23 protein-coding genes are annotated in these 23,770 nt (G+C 65.4%); 16 read left to right on the plus strand and 7 right to left on the minus strand.

Annotated elements, in window-relative coordinates:
- Positions 1-25 precede the first annotated feature (25 nt).
- Both GJV26_RS15760 and GJV26_RS15765 read right to left on the minus strand, forming a co-directional pair.
- On the minus strand, positions 26-637 hold the full coding sequence (locus GJV26_RS15760; RefSeq protein ID WP_155709657.1) for a hypothetical protein: 612 nt from the start codon (positions 635-637) through the stop codon (positions 26-28).
- Between the two features lie 142 nt (positions 638-779).
- On the minus strand, positions 780-2,240 hold the full coding sequence (locus GJV26_RS15765; protein ID WP_155709658.1) for a metallophosphoesterase family protein: 1,461 nt from the start codon (positions 2,238-2,240) through the stop codon (positions 780-782).
- Positions 2,241-2,356: 116 nt separating this feature from the next.
- On the opposite strand from GJV26_RS15765, the gene GJV26_RS15770 reads away from it, so the two are divergent.
- Together GJV26_RS15770 and hrcA are read left to right on the plus strand one after the other, a co-directional pair.
- The gene (locus tag GJV26_RS15770; RefSeq protein WP_155709659.1) at positions 2,357-3,067 is read left to right on the plus strand and encodes an HAD family hydrolase; all 711 of its coding nucleotides are present in this window, start codon (positions 2,357-2,359) and stop codon (positions 3,065-3,067) included.
- Between the two features lie 54 nt (positions 3,068-3,121).
- On the plus strand, positions 3,122-4,138 hold the full coding sequence (gene hrcA, locus GJV26_RS15775) for a heat-inducible transcriptional repressor HrcA (protein ID WP_173346213.1): 1,017 nt from the start codon (positions 3,122-3,124) through the stop codon (positions 4,136-4,138).
- 79 nt (positions 4,139-4,217) lie between these two features.
- On the opposite strand, the gene fur is transcribed toward hrcA, so the two are convergent.
- A complete protein-coding gene (gene fur / locus GJV26_RS15780) occupies positions 4,218-4,646 on the minus strand; it encodes a ferric iron uptake transcriptional regulator (protein WP_155709661.1) in 429 nt (142 codons plus the stop codon).
- A gap of 112 nt (positions 4,647-4,758) precedes the next feature.
- Between fur and GJV26_RS15785 the strand changes: the two genes are divergently transcribed.
- From GJV26_RS15785 to GJV26_RS15805, 5 genes are read left to right on the plus strand one after another with little or no spacing between them, the layout of a single operon-like run.
- On the plus strand, positions 4,759-5,385 hold the full coding sequence (locus GJV26_RS15785) for an outer membrane protein assembly factor BamE (protein WP_229419314.1): 627 nt from the start codon (positions 4,759-4,761) through the stop codon (positions 5,383-5,385).
- A gap of 17 nt (positions 5,386-5,402) precedes the next feature.
- Positions 5,403-6,212: a 4-hydroxy-tetrahydrodipicolinate reductase gene (dapB, locus tag GJV26_RS15790; RefSeq protein ID WP_155709663.1), complete on the plus strand. Its 810-nt coding sequence runs from the start codon at positions 5,403-5,405 to the stop codon at positions 6,210-6,212.
- Positions 6,213-6,222: 10 nt separating this feature from the next.
- Positions 6,223-6,909, plus strand: a complete 687-nt coding sequence (locus GJV26_RS15795) for a MotA/TolQ/ExbB proton channel family protein (protein WP_155709664.1) — start codon at positions 6,223-6,225, stop codon at positions 6,907-6,909.
- A gap of 11 nt (positions 6,910-6,920) precedes the next feature.
- Complete coding sequence (locus tag GJV26_RS15800) at positions 6,921-7,355, plus strand: ExbD/TolR family protein (RefSeq protein ID WP_155709665.1); 435 nt, start codon at positions 6,921-6,923, stop codon at positions 7,353-7,355.
- The gene (locus tag GJV26_RS15805) at positions 7,355-7,681 is read left to right on the plus strand and encodes a barstar family protein (RefSeq protein ID WP_155709666.1); all 327 of its coding nucleotides are present in this window, start codon (positions 7,355-7,357) and stop codon (positions 7,679-7,681) included. Before GJV26_RS15800 ends, GJV26_RS15805 begins: the two co-directional genes overlap by 1 nt.
- 135 nt (positions 7,682-7,816) lie before the next feature.
- Here the strand turns inward: GJV26_RS15805 and map are convergent, their stop codons facing one another.
- From map to GJV26_RS15825, 4 genes are all read right to left on the minus strand, one after another.
- Positions 7,817-8,608, minus strand: coding sequence for a type I methionyl aminopeptidase (gene map / locus GJV26_RS15810; RefSeq protein ID WP_155709667.1), 792 nt, complete (start codon positions 8,606-8,608; stop codon positions 7,817-7,819).
- The gene (locus GJV26_RS15815; RefSeq protein ID WP_130187302.1) at positions 8,601-8,834 is read right to left on the minus strand and encodes a ParD-like family protein; all 234 of its coding nucleotides are present in this window, start codon (positions 8,832-8,834) and stop codon (positions 8,601-8,603) included. Before GJV26_RS15815 ends, map begins: the two co-directional genes overlap by 8 nt.
- Positions 8,835-8,894: 60 nt before the next feature.
- Entirely contained in the window at positions 8,895-9,260 is a 366-nt protein-coding gene (locus tag GJV26_RS15820) for a VOC family protein (protein WP_155709668.1), read from the minus strand.
- Between the two features lie 99 nt (positions 9,261-9,359).
- Positions 9,360-10,109, minus strand: coding sequence for a helix-turn-helix transcriptional regulator (locus GJV26_RS15825; RefSeq protein ID WP_155709669.1), 750 nt, complete (start codon positions 10,107-10,109; stop codon positions 9,360-9,362).
- Positions 10,110-10,248: 139 nt separating this feature from the next.
- Between GJV26_RS15825 and leuS the strand changes: the two genes are divergently transcribed.
- The 9 genes from leuS to GJV26_RS15870 all read left to right on the plus strand — a co-directional run bounded on the left by leuS (position 10,249) and on the right by GJV26_RS15870 (position 23,766).
- On the plus strand, positions 10,249-12,903 hold the full coding sequence (gene leuS, locus GJV26_RS15830) for a leucine--tRNA ligase (protein WP_155709670.1): 2,655 nt from the start codon (positions 10,249-10,251) through the stop codon (positions 12,901-12,903).
- Between the two features lie 5 nt (positions 12,904-12,908).
- Positions 12,909-13,619 (plus strand): LPS-assembly lipoprotein LptE, encoded by a 711-nt coding sequence (locus GJV26_RS15835; RefSeq protein ID WP_155709671.1) that lies wholly within the window; start codon positions 12,909-12,911, stop codon positions 13,617-13,619.
- Between the two features lies 1 nt (position 13,620).
- Positions 13,621-14,637, plus strand: a complete 1,017-nt coding sequence (holA, locus tag GJV26_RS15840; protein ID WP_155709672.1) for a DNA polymerase III subunit delta — start codon at positions 13,621-13,623, stop codon at positions 14,635-14,637.
- Between the two features lie 13 nt (positions 14,638-14,650).
- Positions 14,651-15,940, plus strand: a complete 1,290-nt coding sequence (locus GJV26_RS15845) for a glutamate-5-semialdehyde dehydrogenase (protein ID WP_229419315.1) — start codon at positions 14,651-14,653, stop codon at positions 15,938-15,940.
- 62 nt (positions 15,941-16,002) lie between these two features.
- Positions 16,003-16,431: a CopD family protein gene (locus GJV26_RS15850; RefSeq protein WP_155709673.1), complete on the plus strand. Its 429-nt coding sequence runs from the start codon at positions 16,003-16,005 to the stop codon at positions 16,429-16,431.
- A gap of 147 nt (positions 16,432-16,578) precedes the next feature.
- Complete coding sequence (locus GJV26_RS15855) at positions 16,579-17,802, plus strand: THUMP domain-containing class I SAM-dependent RNA methyltransferase (RefSeq protein WP_371866481.1); 1,224 nt, start codon at positions 16,579-16,581, stop codon at positions 17,800-17,802.
- 61 nt (positions 17,803-17,863) lie between these two features.
- Positions 17,864-19,150, plus strand: a complete 1,287-nt coding sequence (locus tag GJV26_RS15860; RefSeq protein WP_155709674.1) for a multidrug effflux MFS transporter — start codon at positions 17,864-17,866, stop codon at positions 19,148-19,150.
- A gap of 198 nt (positions 19,151-19,348) precedes the next feature.
- Positions 19,349-21,547 (plus strand): HDOD domain-containing protein, encoded by a 2,199-nt coding sequence (locus GJV26_RS15865; RefSeq protein WP_229419316.1) that lies wholly within the window; start codon positions 19,349-19,351, stop codon positions 21,545-21,547.
- Complete coding sequence (locus GJV26_RS15870; protein ID WP_155709675.1) at positions 21,544-23,766, plus strand: putative bifunctional diguanylate cyclase/phosphodiesterase; 2,223 nt, start codon at positions 21,544-21,546, stop codon at positions 23,764-23,766. Before GJV26_RS15865 ends, GJV26_RS15870 begins: the two co-directional genes overlap by 4 nt.
- Positions 23,767-23,770: the final 4 nt, after the last annotated feature.

The following is a 23,770-nucleotide window of genomic DNA, read 5'->3' on the forward strand; positions in this document are numbered from 1 at the left end:
GCATTCTCCAGATAGGTGGCGGTGTTCAGGAAGCGCGCGGAACGCACGAAACCGCGAGGTTCATCACGTCGCCCGACGGCATCGTGCCGGTGGGGTTGGCCACGCTGCAAGTGAGCCCTTCGGGTTGCTGCAGCACGGTCACGCCGTAAATGAAGCCGTCATACACTTTGCTGGGGAACGTGAAGGTGGTCGCATTGGCGGGAATCGTGGCGGTCACGCTGCCATTGGTCAGCACCAGCTGATCCTGCGTCAGGCCCGTCACGGAACCGCCCAGCTGGTAGGCGTTCGTGGTGCAGTAGACTTTCGGCTGCAGCGCGCTGTAATAGTTGGCCTTGATATTGGTGCTGCTGGCCTTTTCCACTTCGCACTTGGTGGCGGTGGCATCCTGCACGATCTCGATATTGATCGTGGAATCCTCGGCGATCAGGTTGGGGAAATAGGCGGTGGAGGCACCGGTGATGCTCGATCCCTGTGTCACTGTCACGGTCTGGTCGCCGTTCTTCAGGATCAGGCCCGGCTTGACAAGGCCATACACGGTAACCATCAGCGACAGGTTGCCGTTATCGTCGCCGCCGCAGCCGGCCAGCATCGCGGCGCACAGCGCGCCCGCAGTCGCGCGCGCATACATACTCTTCATAGCAATAACAATCTCCAAAACATGTAATCGGAAGCCGGGCGGCGGCTGAGCCGGAATCGGCGCTTATTTTAGTTCATTTGGCAAGGGGTGGCTCGCTAATCGTTGTAACAACGCGTTGGAACGGCGTGTGTCATTGCCGCGTTCACTCGACGCGCGCAATGGCGCATGACGCCAGGCGCCCCTGCAGGTGGCAGCGGTTTCGCACGGTGCCGTGGCGGTCGTGGACCGCCACGTTCCAGGCATCGGGTCCGGCGCGTTCCATCGTCATGAAACCGAAGCCGCCCTGCCACGCGCTGAAGGCGCCGATCGCGGCGCCGGGCGCCGGCTGCACCGCCGCCACATTTTCAGGCAGCGGCACCACGTCTTCCAGCGTGCCGGAAAAGCCGGCCACGAACTGGGTCGGATGATCCGTCCTGAAGCTGACGTGTTGCCACATATGCAAGTGGCCGGACAGCAGCGCCTGCACGCGCGGCGGCAGCAGCAGCGGATTGACGGCACCGAAGCTTTGCTGCAATCCGGCATCGCCCAGTTTCAGGTATGCCTGGCCGGCCTTGTCGACATCCGTGCCGATACCGAAGATCGGGTGGTGGTTCGCCAGCAGGTTCCAGGCGGCGCGCTGCGACAGCGCCTCGGTCTTCTGGTAGGCATCGCGGTAGCGCGCAAAGCCGGTATCGCCCGGTTTCAGGCCGCGCCACGACGTGGCGGCCGTATCCAGCACCAGCAGTTGCGCGTCGCCGCCCAGCGGCACCGCATACGGGTCGCTGTAGTCGCCGGTGGCATCGTCCTGCTGCGCGTTGCAGTCGCGGCCGGGCTGGGGCGCGCGCGGATCGAGGAAGCGCCACCACCCCTGGCCGGCCCTGGCGCAGCTCTCGTGGTTGCCGCGCACCATTACCCAGGGCGCGACGCGCAGCAGCGCTTCGGCGGGACGGAAGAAATCCTCGCGCCAGGCATCCCAGCCATAGCCCCACGGGCTGCCGGCACATCCCGCATTACCTTCCGGACAAGGATTTTCACGGTAGTGATAGTCGCCCACGTGGATCACCAGGTCCGGCTTCCAGCGCGCCGCGGCCGCCGTCACGGCGGCAAACGGGAATTGTTCGGGGTCGTTGCAGGGTTGCCAGGCGTGATCGGCCTTCTTCAGCCGGCAGCCGGTATCGCCGATCACGACGATGCGGCGCGCCTCGGGCGCGGGCACGGGGAGGGCGGCGCCGCCGACCGCGGCCGCGTTCGTGCCCGCCGGCAGCGGTGCTTCGCACGTCAGCACCGGAAAGGCCGATGGCTTCGAATCCTCCGGGCCGGACGCGGTCGGGCGCTGCGCGACCGTGGCCGGAGCCGCACGCACGGTCATCGGCACCGGCCGGCCATCGACGGCAAGCGTGGGACAGGCGGCAGCGGCCGTGATGACGCGCGCCGTGGCCGCACCCTGTTCGCCCAGCACCACGTAAGCCGACAGCACGTCCGGCGGCAGCGGCGCGGTCGAGGCGCAGCCGGCCAGGATGGCCGCCGCAAGCGATGCGGGCAGCAGGCGCCGCCGTGGATGCGGCGGCGGACGCAGTATGGAACGTAACAATGCGCGCAACAATGCACGCCACGATGTACGCATGTTCGGCCTCTCCGATAGTGACAGTTCGTTAATTTAGCACCGATGGCGGCGCCTCAGGCGGTAGCAAGGCGCCAGCGTGCCGGGCCTTAGCGGCCGGGCCGTGCGACAATGGGGCCATGAACGATATCGCACGACCCAAAGCCATTTTGTTCGACCTGGACGACACGCTGTGGCCGATCGGCCCCGTGATCGCCGAAGCGGAACTTGCGCTGCACGCATGGCTCGCCGAGCATGCGCCGAAAGTGGCGCAGACCTTCACCATCGAGGAGTTGCGGGCCCGCCGGATGGCGCTGCTGGCCGAGAAGCCGGAGCATCACCTGGACCTGATCGGCCTGCGCCGCGCCGCCCTGGAAGCGGCGTTTGCCCACGTGGGCGAAGACCTGGCCCGGCTCGACGGGGCGATCAGGCATTTTTCCGCCGCCCGCAATGCGGTCCAGCCCTACCAGGATGTCCTGCCGGGGCTGCAGCGCCTGGCGCAGAAAGTCACGCTCGGTTCGGTTTCGAACGGCAATGCCGACCTTGAAGTCATCGGCCTCGCCCACCATTTCAAGGTGTCGCTGGCCGCCAGCCGTTTCGGCAAGGCAAAACCCGATCCCGCCATTTTCCTGGCGGCGTGCAAGGCACTCGGCGTCGCGCCGCATGAAACCGTGTACGTGGGCGACGACCTGTTTCTCGATGTGCAGGGCGCGCAAAAAGCCGGCCTGAAAGCCGTGTGGATGAACCGCACCGGCAGCATGGCGCACCTGGAAGCAGGGATCGAGCCCGACGCGATCTGCCGGGATGTCGACGAGTTGATTGCGTGGCTGGAACAACAGTTGGTCGATTGAATTCCCGGTGCGCAACTTCCTGTGCATAATGAACGCTTAGCCTGTGAATTGATCATGCAACTCGATATTCGTGCCCAAACCCTGCTCAAAGCCCTCGTGGAGCGCTATATTGCCGACGGCCAGCCCGTGGGCTCGCGCGCGCTGTCGAAGATTTCCGGCCTTGACCTGTCGCCGGCCACGATCCGCAACATCATGGCCGACCTGGAAGAGCTCGGCTATGTCGCCAGCCCGCACACGTCCGCCGGCCGCGTGCCCACGCCGCGCGGCTACCGGATCTTCGTCGACACGCTGCTGACGGTGCAGCCGATCGACGAGAGCGCCGTCGAATCGCGGCTGCGGCCCCAGGCGCACCCGCCGCAAAAGCTGATCGCGAACGCGGCGCAGATGCTGTCGTCGCTGTCGCAGTTCGCCGGCGTGGTGCTGAGCCCGCGCCGCGAATCCGCGTTCCGGCAGATCGAATTCCTGCGACTGGGCGAAAAACGCATCCTGCTCGTGATCGTCGCGCCCGGCGGCGACGTACAGAACCGCCTGCTGCTGACGGATGTCGACTACACCCCGTCCGAGCTGGTGCAATCGGCCAATTTCATCAACCAGCACTACAGCGGCCTCGCGTTCGACGAGGTGCGCACCCGCATGCAGGGCGAACTGCGCCAGCTGCGCGACGACATGGGCCGCCTGATGCAGGCGGCGGTGGAGGCGGGCAGCGAAGCGATGGCCGACAGCAGCGACGACATGGTGATTTCCGGCGAACGCAACCTGCTGTCGGTCAGCGACCTGTCGTCGAACATGTCGTCGCTGCGGCAGATGTTCGACATGTTCGAGCAAAAGACGGGCCTGATGCAGCTGCTGGACGTTTCGTCGAAGGCTGCCGGCGTGCAGATCTTCATCGGCGGCGAATCGAACCTGATCCCGCTCGACGACATGAGCGTGGTGACCGCGCCTTATGAAGTCAACGGCCGAATCGTCGGCACGCTGGGCGTGATCGGGCCGACCAGGATGGCCTATGAGCGGGTGATCCCGATCGTGGATATCACGTCGCGGCTACTGTCGAACGCCCTGAGCCACGGCTGAGAGCCGCCAGCACAATAGCCCCATGTTCCAAAAACAGAAACGGCCCGCAAGGGCCGTTTCTGTTGGTGCCGGGTGTGCCTCAATGCCGGTGCGGGCAGTTCTCCTTCGTGCAACTGCCATAAATCGCCAGCGCGTGCTCGGCGATCCTGAAGCCGCGCTCGGCCGCGATGCGCTGCTGGCGGGCTTCGATTTCGTCGTCGATGAATTCCTCCACGCGGCCGCAGTCGAGGCACACGAGGTGGTCGTGGTGGGAACCCTGGTTCAGTTCGAAGATCGCCTTGCCGCTTTCGAAGTGATTGCGGTTCAACAGGCCGGCCTGTTCGAACTGCGTGAGCACGCGGTAAACGGTGGCAAGACCGACGTCCATGTTCTCGGACAGAAGAATCTTGTAGACGTCTTCGGCCGTCAGGTGACGCACGGCGCTGTTCTGGAAGATGTCGAGAATCTTCAGGCGCGGCAGGGTTGCCTTCAGGCCGCTGGCCTTCAAGTCGGTGGGGCTGTTACTCATGTTCGATGGTCGGTTTGGGCTGGAGTGCTTTATGATATAGCGTTTCGACACTTCTGCTCAATCGGATTTGAGGTTACTTATGCGCGTTACCCTGGCGTCACCGTTGTCTGTCTTGCACGTTTTTAAATCGCGCCTGCCCCTCGCGGCCGCGGGCGCCTGCGTGGCGCTCGCCCTCGGCGGCTGCGCCGGCAAGACCGTGCTCGGCCCGAAGGAAGGCGCCCAGGCGACCCAGCAAACCGGCACCGTCGTCGAGCCGTCGCAAGGCGCGGTAACGTCGCAGGCATCGCGGATCCAGAAATTCATGTGGTTCTTCTCGCCGTATCGCCCGGATATCCAGCAGGGTAACTTTGTGTCGAAGGAAATGCTGGCACAGCTGAAAACAGGCATGACGCGCGACCAGGTGCGTTTCATCATGGGTTCGCCGCTGCTGAACGACATCTTCCATGAGAACCGCTGGGATTACCCGTTCCGCCTCGAACGCGGCAATGGCGAGCTGACCACCAGCACGGTGGTCGTCCATTTCGACAAGGAAGGCAAGGTCGAGCGCTTCGAAGGCGGCGAGCTGCCGTCGGAACGCGAATACATCGCCCGCATCGCCGGCCCGATCAAGCAGTTCCAGAAAGACGAGAAGCGCAACAGCGAAAACCAGCCGGCCGCCGCGCGCGCGCCGCTGCCGAGCGGCCAGGATTCCGGCAACCGCAACCCGGTCGAAGTCACCACGCAGCCAGCCGGCCAATAAAAACAACAAGGAACCACATGACGACTCTGAACATTGCCATCGCCGGTGCCGGCGGCCGCATGGGCCGCATGCTCGTTGAAGCCGTGCTGAACGCCGATGACCTGCGCCTGTCCGGCGCGCTCGGCATCGCCGGCAGCGACGGCCTGGGCCAGGATGCCGGCGCATTCCTCGGCAAGGCCACCGGCGCGATCGTTACCGCCGACCTGGCCGAAGGCCTGCAAGGCGCGGACGTGCTGATCGACTTCACGCGCCCCGAAGGCACGCTGAAGCATGCCGAGTATTGCGCCGCGCACGGCATCAAGCTGGTGATCGGCACCACCGGGTTCGACGACGCCGGCAAGGCCGCCCTGAAGGCCGCCGCCGAAAAGACGGCGATCGTGTTCGCGCCGAACATGAGCGTGGGCGTCAACGTCACGCTCAAGCTGCTGGAACTGGCCGCGAAAAGCCTGTCCACCGGCTACGACATCGAAATCATCGAGGCGCACCACCGCCACAAGGTCGATGCGCCGTCCGGCACCGCCCTGAAGATGGGCGAAGTGATCGCCGACGCGCTGGGCCGCGACCTGAAGGAGTGCGCCGTCTACGGCCGCGAAGGCGTCACCGGCGAACGCGATCCGTCGACGATCGGCTTTGCCACGATCCGCGGCGGCGACATCATCGGCGACCACACCGTGCTGTTCGCCGGCACCGGCGAACGCATCGAGATCAGCCACAAGTCCAGCAGCCGCGCCGGTTACGCGCAAGGCTCGCTGCGCGCATCGCGCTTCCTGGCGGACAAGGCGACCGGCCTGTTCGACATGTACGACGTGCTGGGCCTGAACGGCTAAGTCCGGATACATGGATCACTTCACGTTCGCGGGTTACTGGGAACGGGGCGACGCGATCAGCCACGCGGTCGCCTACCTGCTGCTGGCGATGTCGCTGACGAGCTGGTTCTTCATCCTGTCGAAGGGCTGGATGGCATGGCGCGTGCGCCGCAGCGCGCACGTGGTGCGGCGCTTCTGGGATGCGCCCACGCTGCGCGATGGCGTGGCGGTCGTCGCCGCGGGCGATCCGGAAGGCATCTATGCCGCGCTGGCCGAACAGGGCACGGCGCTGGCCCCCGGGGCCGCCGGCGCCTCGCTCGGCATCGCGCCCGGCACGTCGCTCGGTACGTCGGTAGCGCATGCCGAGCGGGTCACGCGCCTGCTGCGCGATGCGATCCACCGTTCCACCGTTCGCCTGGAGTCGGGCCTGACCCTGCTGGCGTCGATCGCCTCCACCGCGCCGTTCGTCGGCCTGCTGGGCACCGTGTGGGGCATCTATCACGCGCTGGCGGCCGTGTCGTCGTCCGGCACCGTGGAAATCGACAAGGTGGCCGGCCCGGTCGGCGAAGCGCTGATCATGACCGGCGTGGGCCTGATGGTGGCCATTCCCGCCGTGCTGGCCTATAACGGCTTCAACCGCGTCAACCGGCTCACGCTCTCCGAGCTCGACGCGTTCGCCTACGACCTGCAGGCTTACCTGAACCAGGATTCGCGGTAACCGGAGGAGCGATGGCATTCGGCGCATTCAACCACCACCGGCAGAAGGAATCGATGGCCGACATCAACGTGACGCCGATGGTCGACGTGATGCTGGTGCTGCTGGTGATCTTCATCCTGTCCGCGCCGATGTTTACACACGCGGTGAAGCTCGACCTGCCGAAGGCGCAGGCGGCAAGCGCGCCGCAGCCGGCCGATGCGGTCAGGATCTCGATCGATGCCGAGGGCACCGTCTACTGGAACGATGAAGCGGTGCAACCGGCCCAATTGCAGCCGCGCCTGGCCACGGCCGCGCGGCGCGCACCGCAACCCGAACTGCAATTGCGCGCCGACCGCGCCACCCGCTACGAAGCGGTGGCGCAGCTGATGGCGGCGGCGCAGGAGGAAGGCTTGACGAAGCTGGTCTTCGTCACCGACCCCAAGGAAAAGACAAAAGGAACAAGATAATGGCCAGCACGACCCTGGACGGCGCGGCGATCCGCGACGAAGCAAGTTTTCATGCCGCCAGCCGCGCGGCATTCGGTTTCAACGACCACGTGGCCGCCTCGATGGATTCGTGGATCGACGCGCTGTCGTACCTGCGCGACGACGAGGGCATGACGAAATTCAGGCTGAAGGCGAACGAGGTGCTCGAAGTCGTCATCACGAACTCCGCTGCGCTGAAGGCCGCGGCGCCCGACCTGCTGGAAGAGATCGCGTTCTGCATCGGCGGCATCAACGAGCGCTACGAGGACTACGGCGAGAAGCCGGCGCTCAAGCTCGTGCTGAAGTAACACCGGCAAGACGCCGGCGGGAGACCCGGGACAGACCCCTGTATCCAGGAAATTCCCTGGAAACAGGGGCGATGGAAGCAGGGCGGTGCCGCGATGCGGCGGTCGCGCGTTTTGTCCCGGTATGCGGGGCTGGAATCAGGCCGGCTTCTCGCCCGGCGCCAGGGTCAGCACATCGAACCCGGTCGCCGTGACCGTCACCATGTGCTCCCACTGCGCCGACAGCGAGCGGTCCGCGGTGACCACGGTCCAGCCATCGGGCAGCGCGCGGGTACCGTGCTTGCCGGCGTTGATCATCGGTTCGATCGTGAACACCATGCCCGGCTCCAGCTTCAGGCCCATGCCGGGCCGGCCGTAGTGCAGCACCTGCGGTTCTTCGTGGTAGACCATGCCGATGCCGTGGCCGCAGTAATCGCGCACCACGGAGAACCCGGCGTTCTCGGCCACCATCTGGATCGCGTGGCCCACGTCGCCCAGCGTGGCGCCCGGCTTCACGGCACGGATGCCGGCCCACATCGCGTCATACGTCACTTCGCACAGCTTGCGCGCGGCCTTGCCGACATTGCCCACGTAGTACATGCGGCTCGTATCGCCGAACCAGCCGTCCTTGATCACGGCCACGTCGATGTTGATGATGTCGCCGTCCTTGAGGATCTTCTTCGGCGTGGGGATGCCATGGCAGACCACCTCGTTGACCGACGTGCACACGGTCTTCGTGAAGCCGGCATAGCCCACGTTCGCCGGAATCACCTGCAGCACGTTGACGATGTATTCGTTGCACAGCTTGTCCAGGTACTCGGTGGAGACGCCGGGCTGAACGTGCGGGCCGATCATCGTCAGCACGTCCGCCGCCAGCTGGCCGGCGATGCGCGACATTTCCACCTGTTCGGGCGACTTGATCAGGATGGCGTCGTTGTTCTTCTTACGCATCGTGCAGCGCCTCTCCCTTTACCGGGGTCAGGCGCAGCGGGCCCTGGCCCGTTTCGCCGCGCAGCAGCAGCTGGCACAACTCGCTGTAGTTCAGATCGGGATTGGTTTCGGCCAGCAGGCCGATGCGGAGCCAGTGCTCGGCCTGCGCATTGATCGAGCGGCTCAGTGCGCCGCTGGCGATGCGTAGGTTTTCATGCATCTGGTCGGAAATTTTTACGATGCCCATGATATCCTAAATATACGGTCTATATACGAACCGTATATTAACATATCGTCGGGTACGGCGTCAGCGCACGGCTTTCGGGTCGAAGTGGGGATTGTAGATGAGGCCCAGCACGTTGCCGAACGGATCGGCCAGTTCTACGACCTTGATACCGTCGCCAACATCCTGCAGCGGCCAGTGAGTGCTTGCTCCCAGTCCGACGATCCGCGCCGCTTCCGCTTCGATATCGTCGACGCCCCAGTACACCTTGCTGCCGGCCTTGCCCGGCTCGTCCTTCGGCGTCAGGCCCAGTTCGAAGCCGCCGATCGCGTAGCCCACGTAGAACGGCTCGTCGAAATAGGGCGCGGTACAGAATACTTCGGTGTACCACGCCTTGGCGGCGGACAGGTCCCTGACGGGATAGATGGCGGTGCGCAGTCCGTTGATCATGATGGTCTCCTTTGGTTGTCAAAGGAGCATGATGCCATCGCTGCGCGGCACCGGATTGTAAAAATGGAAGGTGCAAAACGAAGGTTCGCCGGCGGAGGGCTACAGGCCACCCGGCGTGCCGTCGGCGAAATCGCGAAAATCCCGGATCAGGTGCGACTGGTCGAAGTAGCCGCAATCGGTGGCCAGGGCGGCCAGGTTGCCGTCGCGGGAAGGTTCGCGCAGTAGCGCCAGTGCGCGGCGGAACCGGCAGATACGCGCGAACAGCTTGGGGGTGAGACCCACCTGCTGCCGGAACTGCAGGGCCAGGTGCTGGCGCGAGACCCGCAGCGTGCCCGCCAGCGCTTCGACCGGCATGGCGCCGTGGGCGGCTTCGATCGCGGCCACGGCGTGCAAGCCCAGCGATCCGGGTGACGAAAGCGGCGCGTCCGCCAGCCGCCGCAGCAGTTCCCGTTCGACCAGGGCGATCCGCTGCCGGTCGGTCAGCTCGTGCGTCCACAATGCATCGTCGAGCCGGTCGGCCGTGGCGCGCCCCCACAGTCCGGCGATCTCGGCGCGGGCATCCGTCAGCGGGTGCAGCGGCATGCCAAGGAACAGGCCCGCGGCACCGGGCTTGAAGCGCACCGCGACCGTCCGCACCGGCCGGGCAGCCGGCACCAGGAACGAGGCGCTCATCATGCCGACCGCGAAGGCTTGCCGGCCGTCCTGCCACAGGATGTCGATGCAATTGTCGGGCAGCACGCGGTGCACGTGCGGTGCCGCCGCGGAGACGGGCGCGGTCACGCGTGCCGTCCACATGCATGCCACGTGCGCCCGCAGCGCGGGATGCGGTGGATACTCTCGATAGGTCATGTTGAACGCAACGTGGATGAATGTGACGGGCGCTCCCGTGGCCGGCGCGCCCGAACCGGCCAGTCCGAAGCCGGCGGGACTTATACAAGTATAATGTCCGGTTCATATCCATTCACCGTTTCCACTTTCTGCATCCATCATGCAAGACAAATATAGTCCCGCCGACGTTGAAAAAGCCGCCCAATCGCACTGGAAGGCGATCGATGCCTATAAAGCCGTCGAAAACGACCCGCGTTTCCCGAAGGGCAAGTACTACGCCTGCTCGATGCTGCCTTACCCGTCCGGCAAGCTGCACATGGGTCACGTGCGCAACTATACGATCAACGATGTGATGTACCGCTACCTGCGGATGAACGGCTACAACGTGCTGATGCCGATGGGCTGGGATGCGTTCGGCATGCCGGCGGAAAACGCGGCGATGGCGAACAACGTGCCGCCGGCGCAATGGACGTACTCGAACATCGCCCACATGCGCGCGCAGATGGAAATGATGGGCCTGGCCATCGACTGGTCGCGCGAGATGACGGCCTGCAAGCCCGAATACTACAAGTGGAACCAGTGGATGTTCCTGAAGATGCTCGAGAAGGGCATCATCTACAAGAAGACCGGCACCGTGAACTGGGACCCGGTGGACCAGACCGTGCTGGCCAACGAGCAGGTGGTCGACGGCCGCGGCTGGCGTTCCGGCGCGCTGATCGAAAAGCGCGAGATCCCGATGTACTATGCGCGCATCACCGATTACGCCGAAGAGCTGCTGGACTTCGTTGACAACAAGCTGCCCGGCTGGCCCGAGCGCGTGCGCATCATGCAGTCGAACTGGATCGGCAAGTCGACCGGCGTGCGCTTCGCCTTCCCGCACACGATCGCGGGTGACGACGGCCAGCCCATCGGCGACGGCAAGATGTACGTGTTCACCACGCGGCCTGACACGATCATGGGCGTCACGTTCTGCGCGGTAGCCGCCGAGCATCCGCTGGCCACGCATGCGGCCCGGAACAATCCGGAACTGCAAGCCTTCATCGCCGAGTGCAAGATGGGTTCCGTGATCGAGGCCGACATGGCCACGATGGAAAAGAAGGGCATGCCGACCGGCCTGTCCGTGACCCACCCGCTGACCGGCGAACAGGTGGAAGTCTGGATCGGCAACTACGTGCTGATCACCTACGGCGACGGCGCCGTGATGGGCGTGCCGGCGCACGACGAGCGCGATTTCGCGTTCGCGAAAAAATACGACCTGCCGATCAAGCAGGTGATCACCACCGCCGACAGCAAGGAATACTCGACCGAAGCCTGGCAGGAATGGTATGGCGACAAGGCCGCTTCCGTTGTCATCAACTCCGGCAAGTACGACGGCCTGAAATACGCCGAAGCCGTGGATGCGGTGGCCGCCGACCTGGCCGCGCTGGGCCTGGGTGAAAAGAAGGTCACGTTCCGCCTGCGCGACTGGGGCATCTCGCGCCAGCGCTACTGGGGCACGCCGATCCCGATGATCAACTGCGCCGATTGCGGCGCCGTGCCGGTGCCCGAAAAAGACCTGCCGGTGGTGCTGCCGGAAGACTGCGTGCCGGACGGCACGGGCAACCCGCTGAACAAGCACGAAGCCTTCCTCAAGTGCGACTGCCCGCAGTGCGGCAGGCCGGCGCGCCGCGAGACCGACACGATGGACACGTTCGTCGATTCGAGCTGGTACTACATGAAATATACGTCGCCCGGTTCGGATGCGATGGTCGATTCCCGCAACGACTACTGGATGCCGATGGACCAGTACATCGGCGGCATCGAGCACGCCGTGCTGCACCTGCTGTACGCGCGCTTCTGGACGAAAGTGATGCGCGACTTCGGCCTGGTGAAGTTCGACGAGCCGTTCACCAACCTGCTCACGCAGGGCATGGTGCTTAACGAAACCTACTATCGCGAAGAAGCGTCGGGCAAGAAGACCTGGTACAACCCGGCGGACGTGGAACTGACCACCGACGACAAGGGCCGTCCGGTCTCGGCGCTGCTGAAGGCGGACGGCCAGCCGGTACTGATCGGCGGCACCGAGAAGATGTCGAAGTCGAAGAACAACGGCATCGACCCGCAGGCGCAGATCGAGCAGTACGGCGCCGACACGGCCCGCCTGTTCACGATGTTCGCCTCGCCGCCGGAGCAGACGCTGGAATGGTCGGGCAGCGGCGTGGAAGGCGCGAACCGCTTCCTGCGCCGTGTCTGGGCCTACGCCTACGCGCAGAAGGACCGCGTGGCCGCCGCCGGCGCCACCGTGACCGCGGCGGCAACCACCGATGCGGGCAAGGCGCTGCGCCGCGAACTGCACAAGGTGCTGCAGCAGGCCGATTACGACCTGAAGCGCATCCAGTACAACACCGTGGTATCGGCCTGCATGAAGATGCTGAACACGCTGGAGTCGGCCAAGCTGGACGATTCCGCCGCGTATGAAGTCGAAAATTCGGCCGTGATCTCCGAAGGCCTGTCGATCTTCCTGCGTCTGCTGAACCCGGTCGCGCCGCACATCACGCACGCGCTGTGGGCGGAGCTGGGCTATGCCGCCGCCAACAAGGACATCCTCGATACCGCCTGGCCGCAGGTCGACCCGGCCGCGCTGGAACAGTCCGAGATCGAGATGATGATCCAGGTGAACGGCAAGCTGCGCGGTTCTGTCAAGGTGCCGAAGATTGCCGACAAGGCGGCGATCGAAGCCGCCGCGCTGGCCGAGGAAAGCGTGCAGAAGTTCATCGAAGGCACGCCGAAGAAGGTCATCGTGGTGCCGGGCAAGCTGGTCAACATCGTGGTGTAAGGCATATGACGACGACTCTGAAGGGATTCCTCCGCAATACAGTGCTGGTGGGCGCGCTGGCCGGTACGGCCATGTCGCTGAGCGCCTGCGGCTTCCACCTGCGCGGCTCGGGCGGCAACTACACGCTGCCGTTCGCGTCGATGTATGTCGGCCTGCCCGAGTCGTCGCCGCTGGCGATCGACCTGAAGCGCAATATCCGCGTCAACGGCAGCACGACCGTCGCCAGCGATGCGCAGTCGGCCGACGCCGTCATCGAGGTCATCACCGACCCGGAAAAGACACGCAGCAAGTCGATCCTGTCGCTGAACAGCGCCGGCCGCGTCAGCGAATACCTGCTGGCGTATAACATCGTGTTCCGCGTGAAGGACAAGGCCGGCCGGGAACTGCTGGGCCCCACGCAGATCTCGCTGACCCGTCCGATCACGTTCAGCGAAACGCAACTGCTGGCGAAGGAACAGGAAGAAGCGCAGCTGTACCGCGACATGCAGAAGGACCTGGTGCAGCAGATGATGCGCCGGATGGCGGCGATCAAGCCCTCGCGTCCCGATGCGCATCCCACCAGCACGGTCAGCCCGCTGACGTTGCCGGGCGTGGTGTCGCCGGGTTCGGTGGCCGCGCCTTCGGGCGCGCCGTCCTCCACGGCCACGACGACGGTGCCGTCGTCCGCGCCGGCGGAGAAAGCCACGGAGCCGGCGCTGCCGAGCCGCCAGGAGTAGCATGCAACTGCGCGCTGATGCGCTGGACGGCCACCTGGCCAAGTCCCTGGCGCCGCTGTATGTGATCACGAGCGACGAGCACCTGCTGGCGCTGGAGGCGGCGGACAAGATCCGCCGCACCGCGCGCGCCCGGGGTTTCACCGAGCGCGACGTGCTCACGGTGGAACGCAGCTTCAAGTGGGGCGAGCTGCTGGCGGCCAACCAGGAGCTCTCGCTGTTCGGCGACAAGAAGCTGATCGAGTTGCGTATCCCCACCGGCAAGCCGGGCAAGGATGGCGGCGCCGCGCTGCAGGCTTACGTGAAAAACCTGTCGCCGGACAATCTCACGATGATCACGCTGCCGAAGCTGGACTGGCAGACGGCCAAGGCGGCATGGGTGACGGCGCTGCAGGCGGCGGCGGTGTACATCGACATTCCCAACGTGGAGCGCGCGCAGCTGCCGAACTGGATTTCGCTGCGGCTTTCGATGCAGGGGCAGAGCGCCGACCGGCAAAGCCTCGATTTCATCGCCGACCGCGTCGAGGGCAACCTGCTGGCGGCGCACCAGGAGATCCAGAAGCTGGGCCTGTTGCACGAGCCGGGCAAGCTCACCTACGAACAGGTGCACGACGCCGTGCTGAACGTGGCGCGCTACGACGTGTTCAAGCTGTCCGAGGCGATGCTGGGCGGCGACCCGGCCCGGCTGGTGCGCATGCTCGAAGGGCTGAAAGGCGAGGGCGAGGCGCTGCCACTGGTGCTGTGGGCAGTCTCCGAGGAAATCCGCACGCTGCTAAAATTGAAGGCAGGGATGGCGCAGGGCCGACCGCTGGCGGCGCTGCTGAAGGAATACCGGATCTGGGGGCCGCGCGAGCGCATGATGGAACCGGCGTTGCGCCGCGTTTCGCAGGCAACGCTGGAAGCGGCGCTGCGGCAGGCCGCCCAGGTCGACAGGATGGTCAAGGGCTTGCGCGCCAAGGCGTTCGCCGGCGACCAATGGGATGCCATGCTGCAGCTGGCGCTGAAGGTGGCACGAGGGTAGCACGAGGATAATCATGAGCACGATGAACGAAGCCGAAGTCAAAGAGTACATGGAAGCGCTGGGCAAACGCGCCCGCGCCGCCTCGCGCGCCATGGCGCGCGCCGACAGCGCCACCCGCAACCGGGCCCTGAGCCTGATCGCCGATGCGATCGAGCGCGAAGCCGGAGCGCTGCGCGCGGCCAACGGGCAGGACCTGGAAGCGGCCCGCGCCAACGGCCTGGCGCCGGCGATGGTGGACCGCCTGACCCTGTCGGACAAGGCCATCGCCACGATGGTCGAAGGCCTGCGCCAGATCGTCGCGCTGCCCGACCCGGTGGGCGAGATCTCGAACATGAAAACGCGCCCGACCGGCATCCAGGTCGGACAGATGCGCGTGCCGCTGGGCGTCATTGGCATCATCTACGAAGCGCGGCCGAACGTCACGGTGGATGCGGCCGGCCTGTGCATCAAGAGCGGCAACGCCACGATCCTGCGCGGCGGCTCGGAAGCGATTCACTGCAACCGCGCGCTGGCGAAGATCGTCAAGGAAGGCCTGGCCGGCGCCGGCCTGCCGGAAGACGGCGTTCAGGTCGTCGATACCACCGACCGCGCCGCCGTGGGCGCGCTGATCACGATGCCGCAATACGTGGACGTGATCGTGCCGCGCGGCGGCAAGGGCCTGATCGCACGGCTGATGGAAGAAGCCACGGTGCCGATGATCAAGCACCTGGACGGCATCTGCCACGTGTACATCGATGCGAAGGCCGACCTGCAGAAGGCGCTGGACATCGGCTTCAACGCCAAGTGCCACCGCTACGGCACGTGCAACACGATGGAAACGCTGCTGGTCGAGCGCTCGGTGGCGCCAGCGGTGCTGCCGGCGCTGGCGAAACTGTACCTGGCCGAGGGGGTCGAACTGCGCGCCGACGACGAAGCGTTCGCGATATTGAACGCCGCCGCCTACCCGCACCTGGCGCATGCGAGCGAACAGGACTGGGCCACCGAATACCTGGCGCCGATCCTGGCCGTGCGCGTGGTGGACGGCATCGATGCGGCGATGGACCATATCAACACCTGGTCCTCCAAGCATACCGAGGCGATCGTGACCGAGGACTACAGCGCCGCGATGCGCTTCCTGCGCGAAGTGGACAGCGCCTCGGTGATGGTCAACGCATCGACCCGCTTCGCCGACGGTTTCGAATACGGCCTGGGCGCCGAGATCGGCATCTCGAACGACAAGCTGCATGCGCGCGGACCGGTCGGGCTGGAAGGGCTGACGTCGCTGAAGTACGTCGTGTTCGGCCACGGCGAAGTACGCAAGTAACGTCATGCAGGTACGGTTGCGCAAGTACCGTTGCGCCAACAAGGCTACATAAAAGGATCTCCATGCTGTGGGTTAAAGCGCTGCACATCGTCTTCATCACTTCCTGGTTCGCCGGGCTGTTCTACCTGCCGCGCATCTTCGTCAACCTGGCGCAGGAAGCGCCCGGCCCGACGACCGAGCGCCTGCTGCTGATGGCCCGCAAGCTGTACCGGTTCATGACGATGCTGGCGGTGCCGGCCATCGTGTTCGGCCTGGTCCTCACATGGATGCAATACCACTCGCCGGAAGGCATGAAGCTGCCCGGCTGGCTGCATGCCAAGCTGACCTTCGTGGTGCTGGCGCTGGGCTATCACCACGCATGCGGCTCGCTGCTGAAGAAATTCGAGCGCGGCACGAACAAGCGCGGCCACGTGTTCTACCGCTGGTTCAACGAAGTGCCCGTGCTGCTGCTGGTGGCGATCGTGATCCTGGTGGTCGTCAAGCCGTTTTGAGTAGCGCAACAGCATTTTCACCCAACGGCAACTGCCGGGGTCAGACCCGCCGGGTCTGACCCCAGGTTTCGCCTCTGGGGTCAAGAGAGGCACTGGCGGCTTGCCAGTGCTGGAGCAATTGTTTTTCAACGGACAAAGGGTACCCCCATGACTTCCTATTTCTGCCCATGCCCGCGCGGCATGGAAGTGGCGCTGGCCGAGGAACTCCTCGAGATCGCGCAAACCACGCAAAGCCCCACGCTGAAGGTGCACAACCAGGTGCCGGGCGGCGTGCACTGCTCGGGCGACCTGTATGACGCCTACCGCATCAACCTGCATTCGCGCATCGCCTCGCGCGTGCTGATGCGGATGGGCGTGTGCCATTACCAGAACGAAAACGACATCTACGACCTCGTGCTCGCGCAGCCGTGGGAAGAATGGTTCGGCGTGGACCACACGATCCGCGTCGACGTCACGGCCATCAAGTCGCCGCTGAAAAGCATCGAGTTCACCACGCTGAAGATCAAGGATGCCGTCTGCGACCGCTTCCGCGACATGTACAACAAGCGCCCGTCGGTCAACACGCGCGAGCCGGACATGCGGATCGCCGGCTTCCTCGACCAGCGCCAGTTCATCGTCTACCTCGATACGTCCGGCGAGGCGCTGTTCAAGCGCGGCTGGCGCACCGAGACGGGCGACGCGCCGCTGCGCGAGAACCTCGCGGCCGGCCTGCTGCGCGTTTCCGGCTGGAAGCCGGGCATCCCGCTGTTCGACCCGATGTGCGGTTCCGGCACGATCCTGTGCGAGGCGGCGCAGATGGTGCAGGGCATCCCTCCCGGCGCGCGCCGCCAGTTCGCGTTTGAAAAGTTCCACGACTTCGATCCGGCGCCGTGGCAGGAAATGAAGGCGGCGATCAAGCCCAATCCGCTGCCGGCCGAGCCGACGATCTTCGGCTCCGACATCTCGGGCGACATGGTGGCAATGACGCGCCATAACCTGCGCAACGCCGGTATCCTGTTCGAAGTGCCGTTGAAGCAGATCGAGGCGCAGCAGGTGCAGCCGCCCGTTGCGAACCTGGACGGCGCGCCGGGCATCGTGCTGACGAATCCGCCGTATGGCGAGCGGATCGGCGTACGGGGCGACAGCACGATGCCCGAAGACGAACTGGCGAAGTCGTTCTATGCCGATCTGTCGAAGACGCTGAAGCAGCGCTTCGCCGGCTGGACGGCCTACCTGTTCACGGCCGACCTGAACCTGCCGAAGCTGCTGCGCCTGAAGGAATCGCGCAAGACGCCGTTCTTCAACGGCGCGCTGGAATGCCGCCTGTTCCGCTTCGACATGGTGGCCGGCTTCAACCGGCGCGAGGAAGCGAAACCGAAAACCGAAGAATAAGCTCGACCGGCTGGCGTGCCGGCATGGTCGGATGTAACGTGAATAAAAACCAGAACAGCCCATGCTCCCCGATACGCCAGCCAACCTTCCGCCCGACCCGGTTCCGCCCGTCCCGCCCCGCAGGAAGCCGCATACCCGCCCGCTGAGCCAGACCGGCCTGGCCATCGTGCTGGCCGCGCTGTCGATGCTGGGCCCGTTCTGCATCGATGCCTACCTGCCCGCCTTCCCCGAGATCGGCCAGTCGCTCGGCGCCTCGCCGATCGAGGTGCAGCAAAGCCTCACGGCCTACATGCTGGCTTTCGCGGGGATGGTGCTGTGGCATGGCGCGCTGTCCGATGCGTTCGGCCGGCGCAATGTGATCCTGGTGTCGCTGATCCTGTTCGCGATCGGCACGATCGGCTGCGCCGCCGTCCACAGCGTGCAATACCTGTGGGTGTTCCGCGTACTGCAGGGGGTGTCGGCCGGCGCCGGCGTGGTGGTCGGGCGGGCGATCATCCGCGACCTGTACCATGATGCCGAGGCGGCCCGGCTGCTGTCGCTGGTCACGATGATCTTCGCGATCGCACCAGCGCTGGCGCCCATCATGGGCGGCTTCATCGTCAAGTTCTTCGACTGGCGCGCGATCTTCCTGGTGCTGTTCGTGTTCTCGATCGGCTTGTTCGTCGTCTGCTGGCGGCGCTTGCCGGAAACGCTGCCGCTCCACAAGCGCCAGCCGTTCAATCCCAGCTTCCTGTGGGGCAGCTACAAGCAGATCCTCGGTTCGCCGCTGTTCCACCTGAAGTCGCTGATCGTGGCGCTGAACTTCGCCGGCCTGTTCGTCTACATCACGGCGGCGCCCGAGTTCCTGCCGAAACAGCTGCACCTCGGGCCGGACCAGTTCGGGTGGCTGTTCATTCCTTCCGTGTCCGGCATCTTCACCGGCGCGCTGTTCGCCAACCGGCTGGCCGGCAAGATCACGTTCGAACGCCAGATCGCCATCGGTTTCTGTTTCCTGCTTTCCGCCGCCACCATCAACGTGGCGTATCACCTGTTCATGCCCCCTTCGGTGCCCTGGAGCGTGCTGCCGCTGTTCTTCTACACGTTCGGCATGTCGGTGGTGGGGCCGGCCGCCACGCTGATGGCGCTGGACCTGTTCCCGCACATCCGCGGTACCGTGGCGTCGTGCCAGTCGTTCGAGACCACGCTGGCCGGTGCGATCGTGGCCGGCGTGGTGGCGCCGGCGCTGGCCGGCTCGGTGCTGTGGCTGGCGACCGGCCAGCTGGCATTCACCGCATCCGCGCTCGGATTGTGGCTGGTGGCGCGCGTGGTCCGGCGCAACCACGCGTCGCGTGCTGTTGAGCAACAATAACTCTGCATAAACAAGCGATTAGAAGTTGTTTTCATGCAAGTGACTAGCAATGTGTGCTACGATAAACCGATGTTGCGTTGAGTAAATATTTGTCAACTTAATTGACGACATCATAAAACTATAAGAAATCATCAGGGTGGCATGCCGTTGGGGCAGGACTGCCTGTTTCCGGGAAGAAGTACACTGCGGCGTGCCACGATGCATCAACCAGACCACGATATTCGCAACCGCCTGCTGACCGCGCGGCTGCCGGCCATGCCGCAGATCCTGATCAGGCTGATCGAGATATTGCAGCGGGACGACACCGGCATGCCCGAACTGGCGGCGCTGATCGCCAAGGATGCGGGGATGACGGGCAAGATCCTGTCCGTTGCCAACAGTTCCGCCTACCATCGCGCCAGCCGCACCGCCGGGCTGGAGCCGGCGCTCGCCGCGCTCGGCACGGACATGATCAAGACGCTGGTGATCAGCGAATCCGTCTTCCAGACCTTCAACAGCTTTCCCCATGCCGGCAGCGCCGACCTGCGCGCGTTCTGGAAGCATGCGCTGGGCGCCGCCGTCGTTGCGCGCGATATCGCTCGGATGATGAACTATCCGCACGTCGAGGAAGCCTACCTGGCCGGCCTGCTGCACAACGTGGGCCGCCTGGCGCTGCTGGCCGCCGCGCCGCGCGACTACGGCGTGAACTTCATGGCGCGCGACGACGCCGACCTGTGCGCCGTCGAACAACGCACGCTGCAGATCACGCATGCCGAGGCGGGCGCATGGCTGATCGAGCGCTGGGACCTCGATTCGTTCCTGGCCGACAGCGTGCTGTATCACCATGAACCGGTCGAACGCCTGGCACCGGCGCATCCGCTGATCCGCATCGTGCGGCTGGCGCACCTGCTCGTGCATCACCCGGAAGCCGGCGACATGACCGGCACCATGGCGGGCTACTGCGGGCTTGCGCCGCGCGACCTGGATGCGATCCAGAAAGGCGCCGCGCGCCAGGTGCAGAAGGCGGCCGATTACCTGGGCATCGACCTGGCAGGGGCGGACGACGTGCCCGCGCTGCCGGCCGTGATGCCGGCGCCGCCGGTGGACCCGGTGCAGGCGCGCCTGCAGGAAGAAATGCGCAACATGATGCTCGTCGCCGAGATGGGCCAGGCGTTCGCGCGCCAGCAAAAGCATGGCGAGGCGGCATTGCTGGACGCGGTCACGCGCTCGGCGCGCATCCTGTTCGACCTCGGCACCACCATCGTGCTGCTGCAGGATCCCGCCGGAACCGCGCTGGCCGGCGCCGCCGCGAGCGGGCAGCAGGGGCGTCTCGCCGGCTTTTCGATCCCGCTGGGCCGCGGCGGCTTGATCGCCGCGGCCGCCGCGGCCGGGGAGCCGGTGCTGCTCACGCGCGGCGCGCAGCCGCTGGGCATCGCCGAGGAACAGCTGTTCCGCATCCTCGGCACCGAAGCGATGGTGTGCGTGCCGCTGGCCACCGGCCAGCGCCGCGTGGGCGTGCTGCTGGGCGGCGTGGCGCCATGGCAGCTCCCGGCGCTGCAGCGGCGCGAGCGCTTCCTGCAGGCGTTCGGCGGCCAGGCCGCGGCCGCGCTGGCGGCGGCGGGGGCCGAACAGGGCGAAGCGCAGCGCCGCATCGAGCATGTGGCGCAGGAATACCGCGATGCGTCGCGCCGCGTGGTGCACGAGGTGAACAATCCGCTGTCGATCATCAAGAACTACCTGTCCGTGCTCGATGACAAGCTGGCGCGGCGCGAGCCGGTCGTTGCCGAGATGTCGGTCCTGAACGAAGAGATCGACCGCGTGGGCCAGCTGATCCACGGCCTGGCGGACATGCAGCCATCCGGGGGCGGCGGCGTGACGAACATCGCGCGCGTGGTGGACGATGTGCTGCGTCTGTTCCGCACCACCGGTTTCATTCCGGCGGCGGTGCAGGTGCTGGTGCGCATGCAGGACGACCCGGCCGAGATCGAGGGCGATGCCGATATGCTGAAGCAGGTTCTCGTCAACCTGGTGAAGAACGCGGTCGAGGCCATGCCGGCCGGCGGCCGGATCGAGATCGCGAACCGCGGGCACCTGGTGCGCGAGCGCAGGCTGTACGTGGAACTGGTGGTGGCCGACAGCGGCCCGGGCCTGGCACCGGACGTGCTGGCCAACCTGTTCGCGGAAACAAGGAGCACCAAGGAAGGCCGGCATCATGGCCTCGGGCTGTCGATCGTGCACGGCCTGGTGCAGAAACTGAACGGGCACATTTCCTGCCGCAGCGGCCGGGATGGCACCACCTTTGAAATCCTGCTGCCGGCGCGCGGCAGGGATACCAGGCTCGCGGTGCTGCCCGCGCGCGAAATGGACGTAATCACAGGCGCGAATACAGGCGCGAATACGGACGCAATCCAAGGATGAACGTGAACCACGACCCGGGCCACCCCGCCCACCTGCCGCGCCTGCTGCTGGTCGACGACGAGCCACGCCTGCTGTCCTCGCTGTACGAACTGCTGCGCGACCGCGACTATCACCTGGTGACGGCCACCTGCGGCGGCGAGGCGCTGGAGCACCTGGAACGCATGGCGTTCGACCTGGTGCTGCTGGACCTGCGCCTGCCCGATATCGGCGGGCACCAGATCATGGACATCATCAACGCCAGGCACTACGACTGCGACGTCATCGTGATGAGCGGCGAGACCGGCATCGATGCCGCGATCGGCGCGCTCAAGCGGGGTGCCTATGACTACCTGCGCAAACCGTACAGCCGCGAAGAGCTGCTCAAGACGGTGGAGAACGCACTGCAGCAGCGCCGCCTGGCCGCCGACAACGGGCGCATCGCCGAACGGCTGGAAACCTCGGAAAAGATGTACCGCTACCTGGTGGACAGCTCGCCGGACATCATCTACACGCTGGACCACGAAGGCCGCTTCACGTTCGTCAACGACCGTGCCTGGCAGTTGCTGGGCTTTACGCGCGAAGAGCTGATCGGCAAGCATTACTCGTTCGTGGTGCACGATGAAGACCTGGACCGCGCGCGCTATGTCTTCAACGAGCGCCGGGTGGACGAGCGCGCATCGCGCAACGTGGAGTTGCGGTTGAAGTGCAACACGGTGCACGGCGCCGCCAACGGCGAGCGCACGTTCACCAACACGCTGATGACGATCTCGCTGAACGCGGTCGGCATGCACCTGCCCGAAGGCGCCACGGCAAAGCACCGGCAGCGCGAATTCTTCGGCACCTACGGCGTGGCGCGCGACATCACGGACCGCAAGCGCGCCGAGGAAATGATTTCCTACCAGGCCTATCACGATATCCTGACGGACCTGCCGAACCGCATGCTGTTCAAGGACCGCCTCAGCCTGGCCGTGATCCAGGCCAAGCGCAAGCGGAGCGAGCTGGCCGTGATGTTCATCGACCTGGATCGCTTCAAGCTCGTCAACGATACGCTGGGCCATGTGAAGGGCGACGAGCTGCTGCAGCAGGCCGCCCAGCGGCTGAAGGGCTGCCTGCGCCGCGGCGACACGCTGGCGCGCCAGGGCGGCGACGAGTTCACGATCGTGCTGCCCGAACTGCGCGACCATGCCGATGCCAAGGCCCTGGCCGAGAAGTTCCTCGACACGCTGCAAAAGCCGTTCGATCTCGACGGCCACGTGGTGCACATCTCGGCATCGATCGGTATCGCCGTCTACCCGAACGACGGCGAAACGATCGACGAACTGCTGCGCCATGCCGACATCGCGATGTACCAGGTGAAGGCGCTGGGCAAGAACGGCCACAGCTTCTACCACGCCTCGATGCTGGACATGTCGCACCAGAAGATCGCGCTCGAACAGGCGCTGCGCCGCGCGCTCGAGAACGGCGAGCTGGAAATGTATTACCAGCCGCAGGTGGATGTGGCGACCGGCCGCATCATCGGCGCCGAGGGGCTGATGCGCTGGAATCATCCGCAGCGCGGCCTGCTGTCGGCCGGCGAATTCCTGCCGTTCGCGGAAGAGAACGGCCTGATGCTGCCGCTGTCGGACTGGATGCTGGGCGCACTGTGCGGCGACCTGCTGGCATGGAACGAAGCCGGCGGCAACGCGCTGCGGATGTCGCTGAACCTGTCGCCGCAATACCTGGACCGCGGCGACTTCTTCGAGAAGATGCGCAGCGCGCTGACGCGCTTCGGCATCTCGCCGGCGCAGATCGAAGTGGAAATCACCGAGAACATCTGCATCCGCAATCCGCAATACGCGATCGAACAGCTCAACAAGCTGTGCCAGCTGGGCGTGTCGGTGGCGATCGACGACTTCGGCACCGGTTATTCGTCGCTGGCTTACCTGCACCGGTTCCCGATCCACACGATCAAGATCGACCAGAGCTTCGTGAAGGAGATCCACGACGGGAACGGGCATTATCCGGTGATCCTGGCGATCATCTCGATCGCGCGCGGGCTGGGGCTGCACCTGGTGGCAGAAGGCGTGGAAACCGAAGTGCAGGCACGCTACCTGCAAGCGAACGGCTGCATCACGATGCAGGGCTACCTGTATCACCGGCCGATGCCGCTGGCATCGTTCATCGGCGTGCTGGCGGCGCAGAACATGTCGCAGGGCTGGGTGCAGGCCGGCGTTGCGCCGCCGCTCGCGATCCGGGCCTGACGGC

Source organism: Pseudoduganella dura (assembly GCF_009727155.1).
Lineage (GTDB): Bacteria > Pseudomonadota > Gammaproteobacteria > Burkholderiales > Burkholderiaceae_D > Rugamonas > Rugamonas dura.

Coding starts and splice junctions, on each gene's coding strand:
- GJV26_RS15760 (WP_155709657.1), bottom strand. CDS start 637: ATGAAGAGTATGTATGCGCGCGCGACTGCGGGCGCGCTGTGCGCCGCG.
- GJV26_RS15765 (WP_155709658.1), bottom strand. CDS start 2,240: ATGCGTACATCGTGGCGTGCATTGTTGCGCGCATTGTTACGTTCCATA.
- GJV26_RS15770 (WP_155709659.1), top strand. CDS start 2,357: ATGAACGATATCGCACGACCCAAAGCCATTTTGTTCGACCTGGACGAC.
- hrcA (WP_173346213.1), top strand. CDS start 3,122: ATGCAACTCGATATTCGTGCCCAAACCCTGCTCAAAGCCCTCGTGGAG.
- fur (WP_155709661.1), bottom strand. CDS start 4,646: ATGAGTAACAGCCCCACCGACTTGAAGGCCAGCGGCCTGAAGGCAACC.
- dapB (WP_155709663.1), top strand. CDS start 5,403: ATGACGACTCTGAACATTGCCATCGCCGGTGCCGGCGGCCGCATGGGC.
- GJV26_RS15795 (WP_155709664.1), top strand. CDS start 6,223: ATGGATCACTTCACGTTCGCGGGTTACTGGGAACGGGGCGACGCGATC.
- GJV26_RS15800 (WP_155709665.1), top strand. CDS start 6,921: ATGGCATTCGGCGCATTCAACCACCACCGGCAGAAGGAATCGATGGCC.
- GJV26_RS15805 (WP_155709666.1), top strand. CDS start 7,355: ATGGCCAGCACGACCCTGGACGGCGCGGCGATCCGCGACGAAGCAAGT.
- map (WP_155709667.1), bottom strand. CDS start 8,608: ATGCGTAAGAAGAACAACGACGCCATCCTGATCAAGTCGCCCGAACAG.
- GJV26_RS15815 (WP_130187302.1), bottom strand. CDS start 8,834: ATGGGCATCGTAAAAATTTCCGACCAGATGCATGAAAACCTACGCATC.
- GJV26_RS15820 (WP_155709668.1), bottom strand. CDS start 9,260: ATGATCAACGGACTGCGCACCGCCATCTATCCCGTCAGGGACCTGTCC.
- GJV26_RS15825 (WP_155709669.1), bottom strand. CDS start 10,109: ATGACCTATCGAGAGTATCCACCGCATCCCGCGCTGCGGGCGCACGTG.
- leuS (WP_155709670.1), top strand. CDS start 10,249: ATGCAAGACAAATATAGTCCCGCCGACGTTGAAAAAGCCGCCCAATCG.
- GJV26_RS15835 (WP_155709671.1), top strand. CDS start 12,909: ATGACGACGACTCTGAAGGGATTCCTCCGCAATACAGTGCTGGTGGGC.
- holA (WP_155709672.1), top strand. CDS start 13,621: ATGCAACTGCGCGCTGATGCGCTGGACGGCCACCTGGCCAAGTCCCTG.
- GJV26_RS15845 (WP_229419315.1), top strand. CDS start 14,651: ATGAGCACGATGAACGAAGCCGAAGTCAAAGAGTACATGGAAGCGCTG.
- GJV26_RS15850 (WP_155709673.1), top strand. CDS start 16,003: ATGCTGTGGGTTAAAGCGCTGCACATCGTCTTCATCACTTCCTGGTTC.
- GJV26_RS15855 (WP_371866481.1), top strand. CDS start 16,579: ATGACTTCCTATTTCTGCCCATGCCCGCGCGGCATGGAAGTGGCGCTG.
- GJV26_RS15860 (WP_155709674.1), top strand. CDS start 17,864: ATGCTCCCCGATACGCCAGCCAACCTTCCGCCCGACCCGGTTCCGCCC.
- GJV26_RS15865 (WP_229419316.1), top strand. CDS start 19,349: ATGCATCAACCAGACCACGATATTCGCAACCGCCTGCTGACCGCGCGG.
- GJV26_RS15870 (WP_155709675.1), top strand. CDS start 21,544: ATGAACGTGAACCACGACCCGGGCCACCCCGCCCACCTGCCGCGCCTG.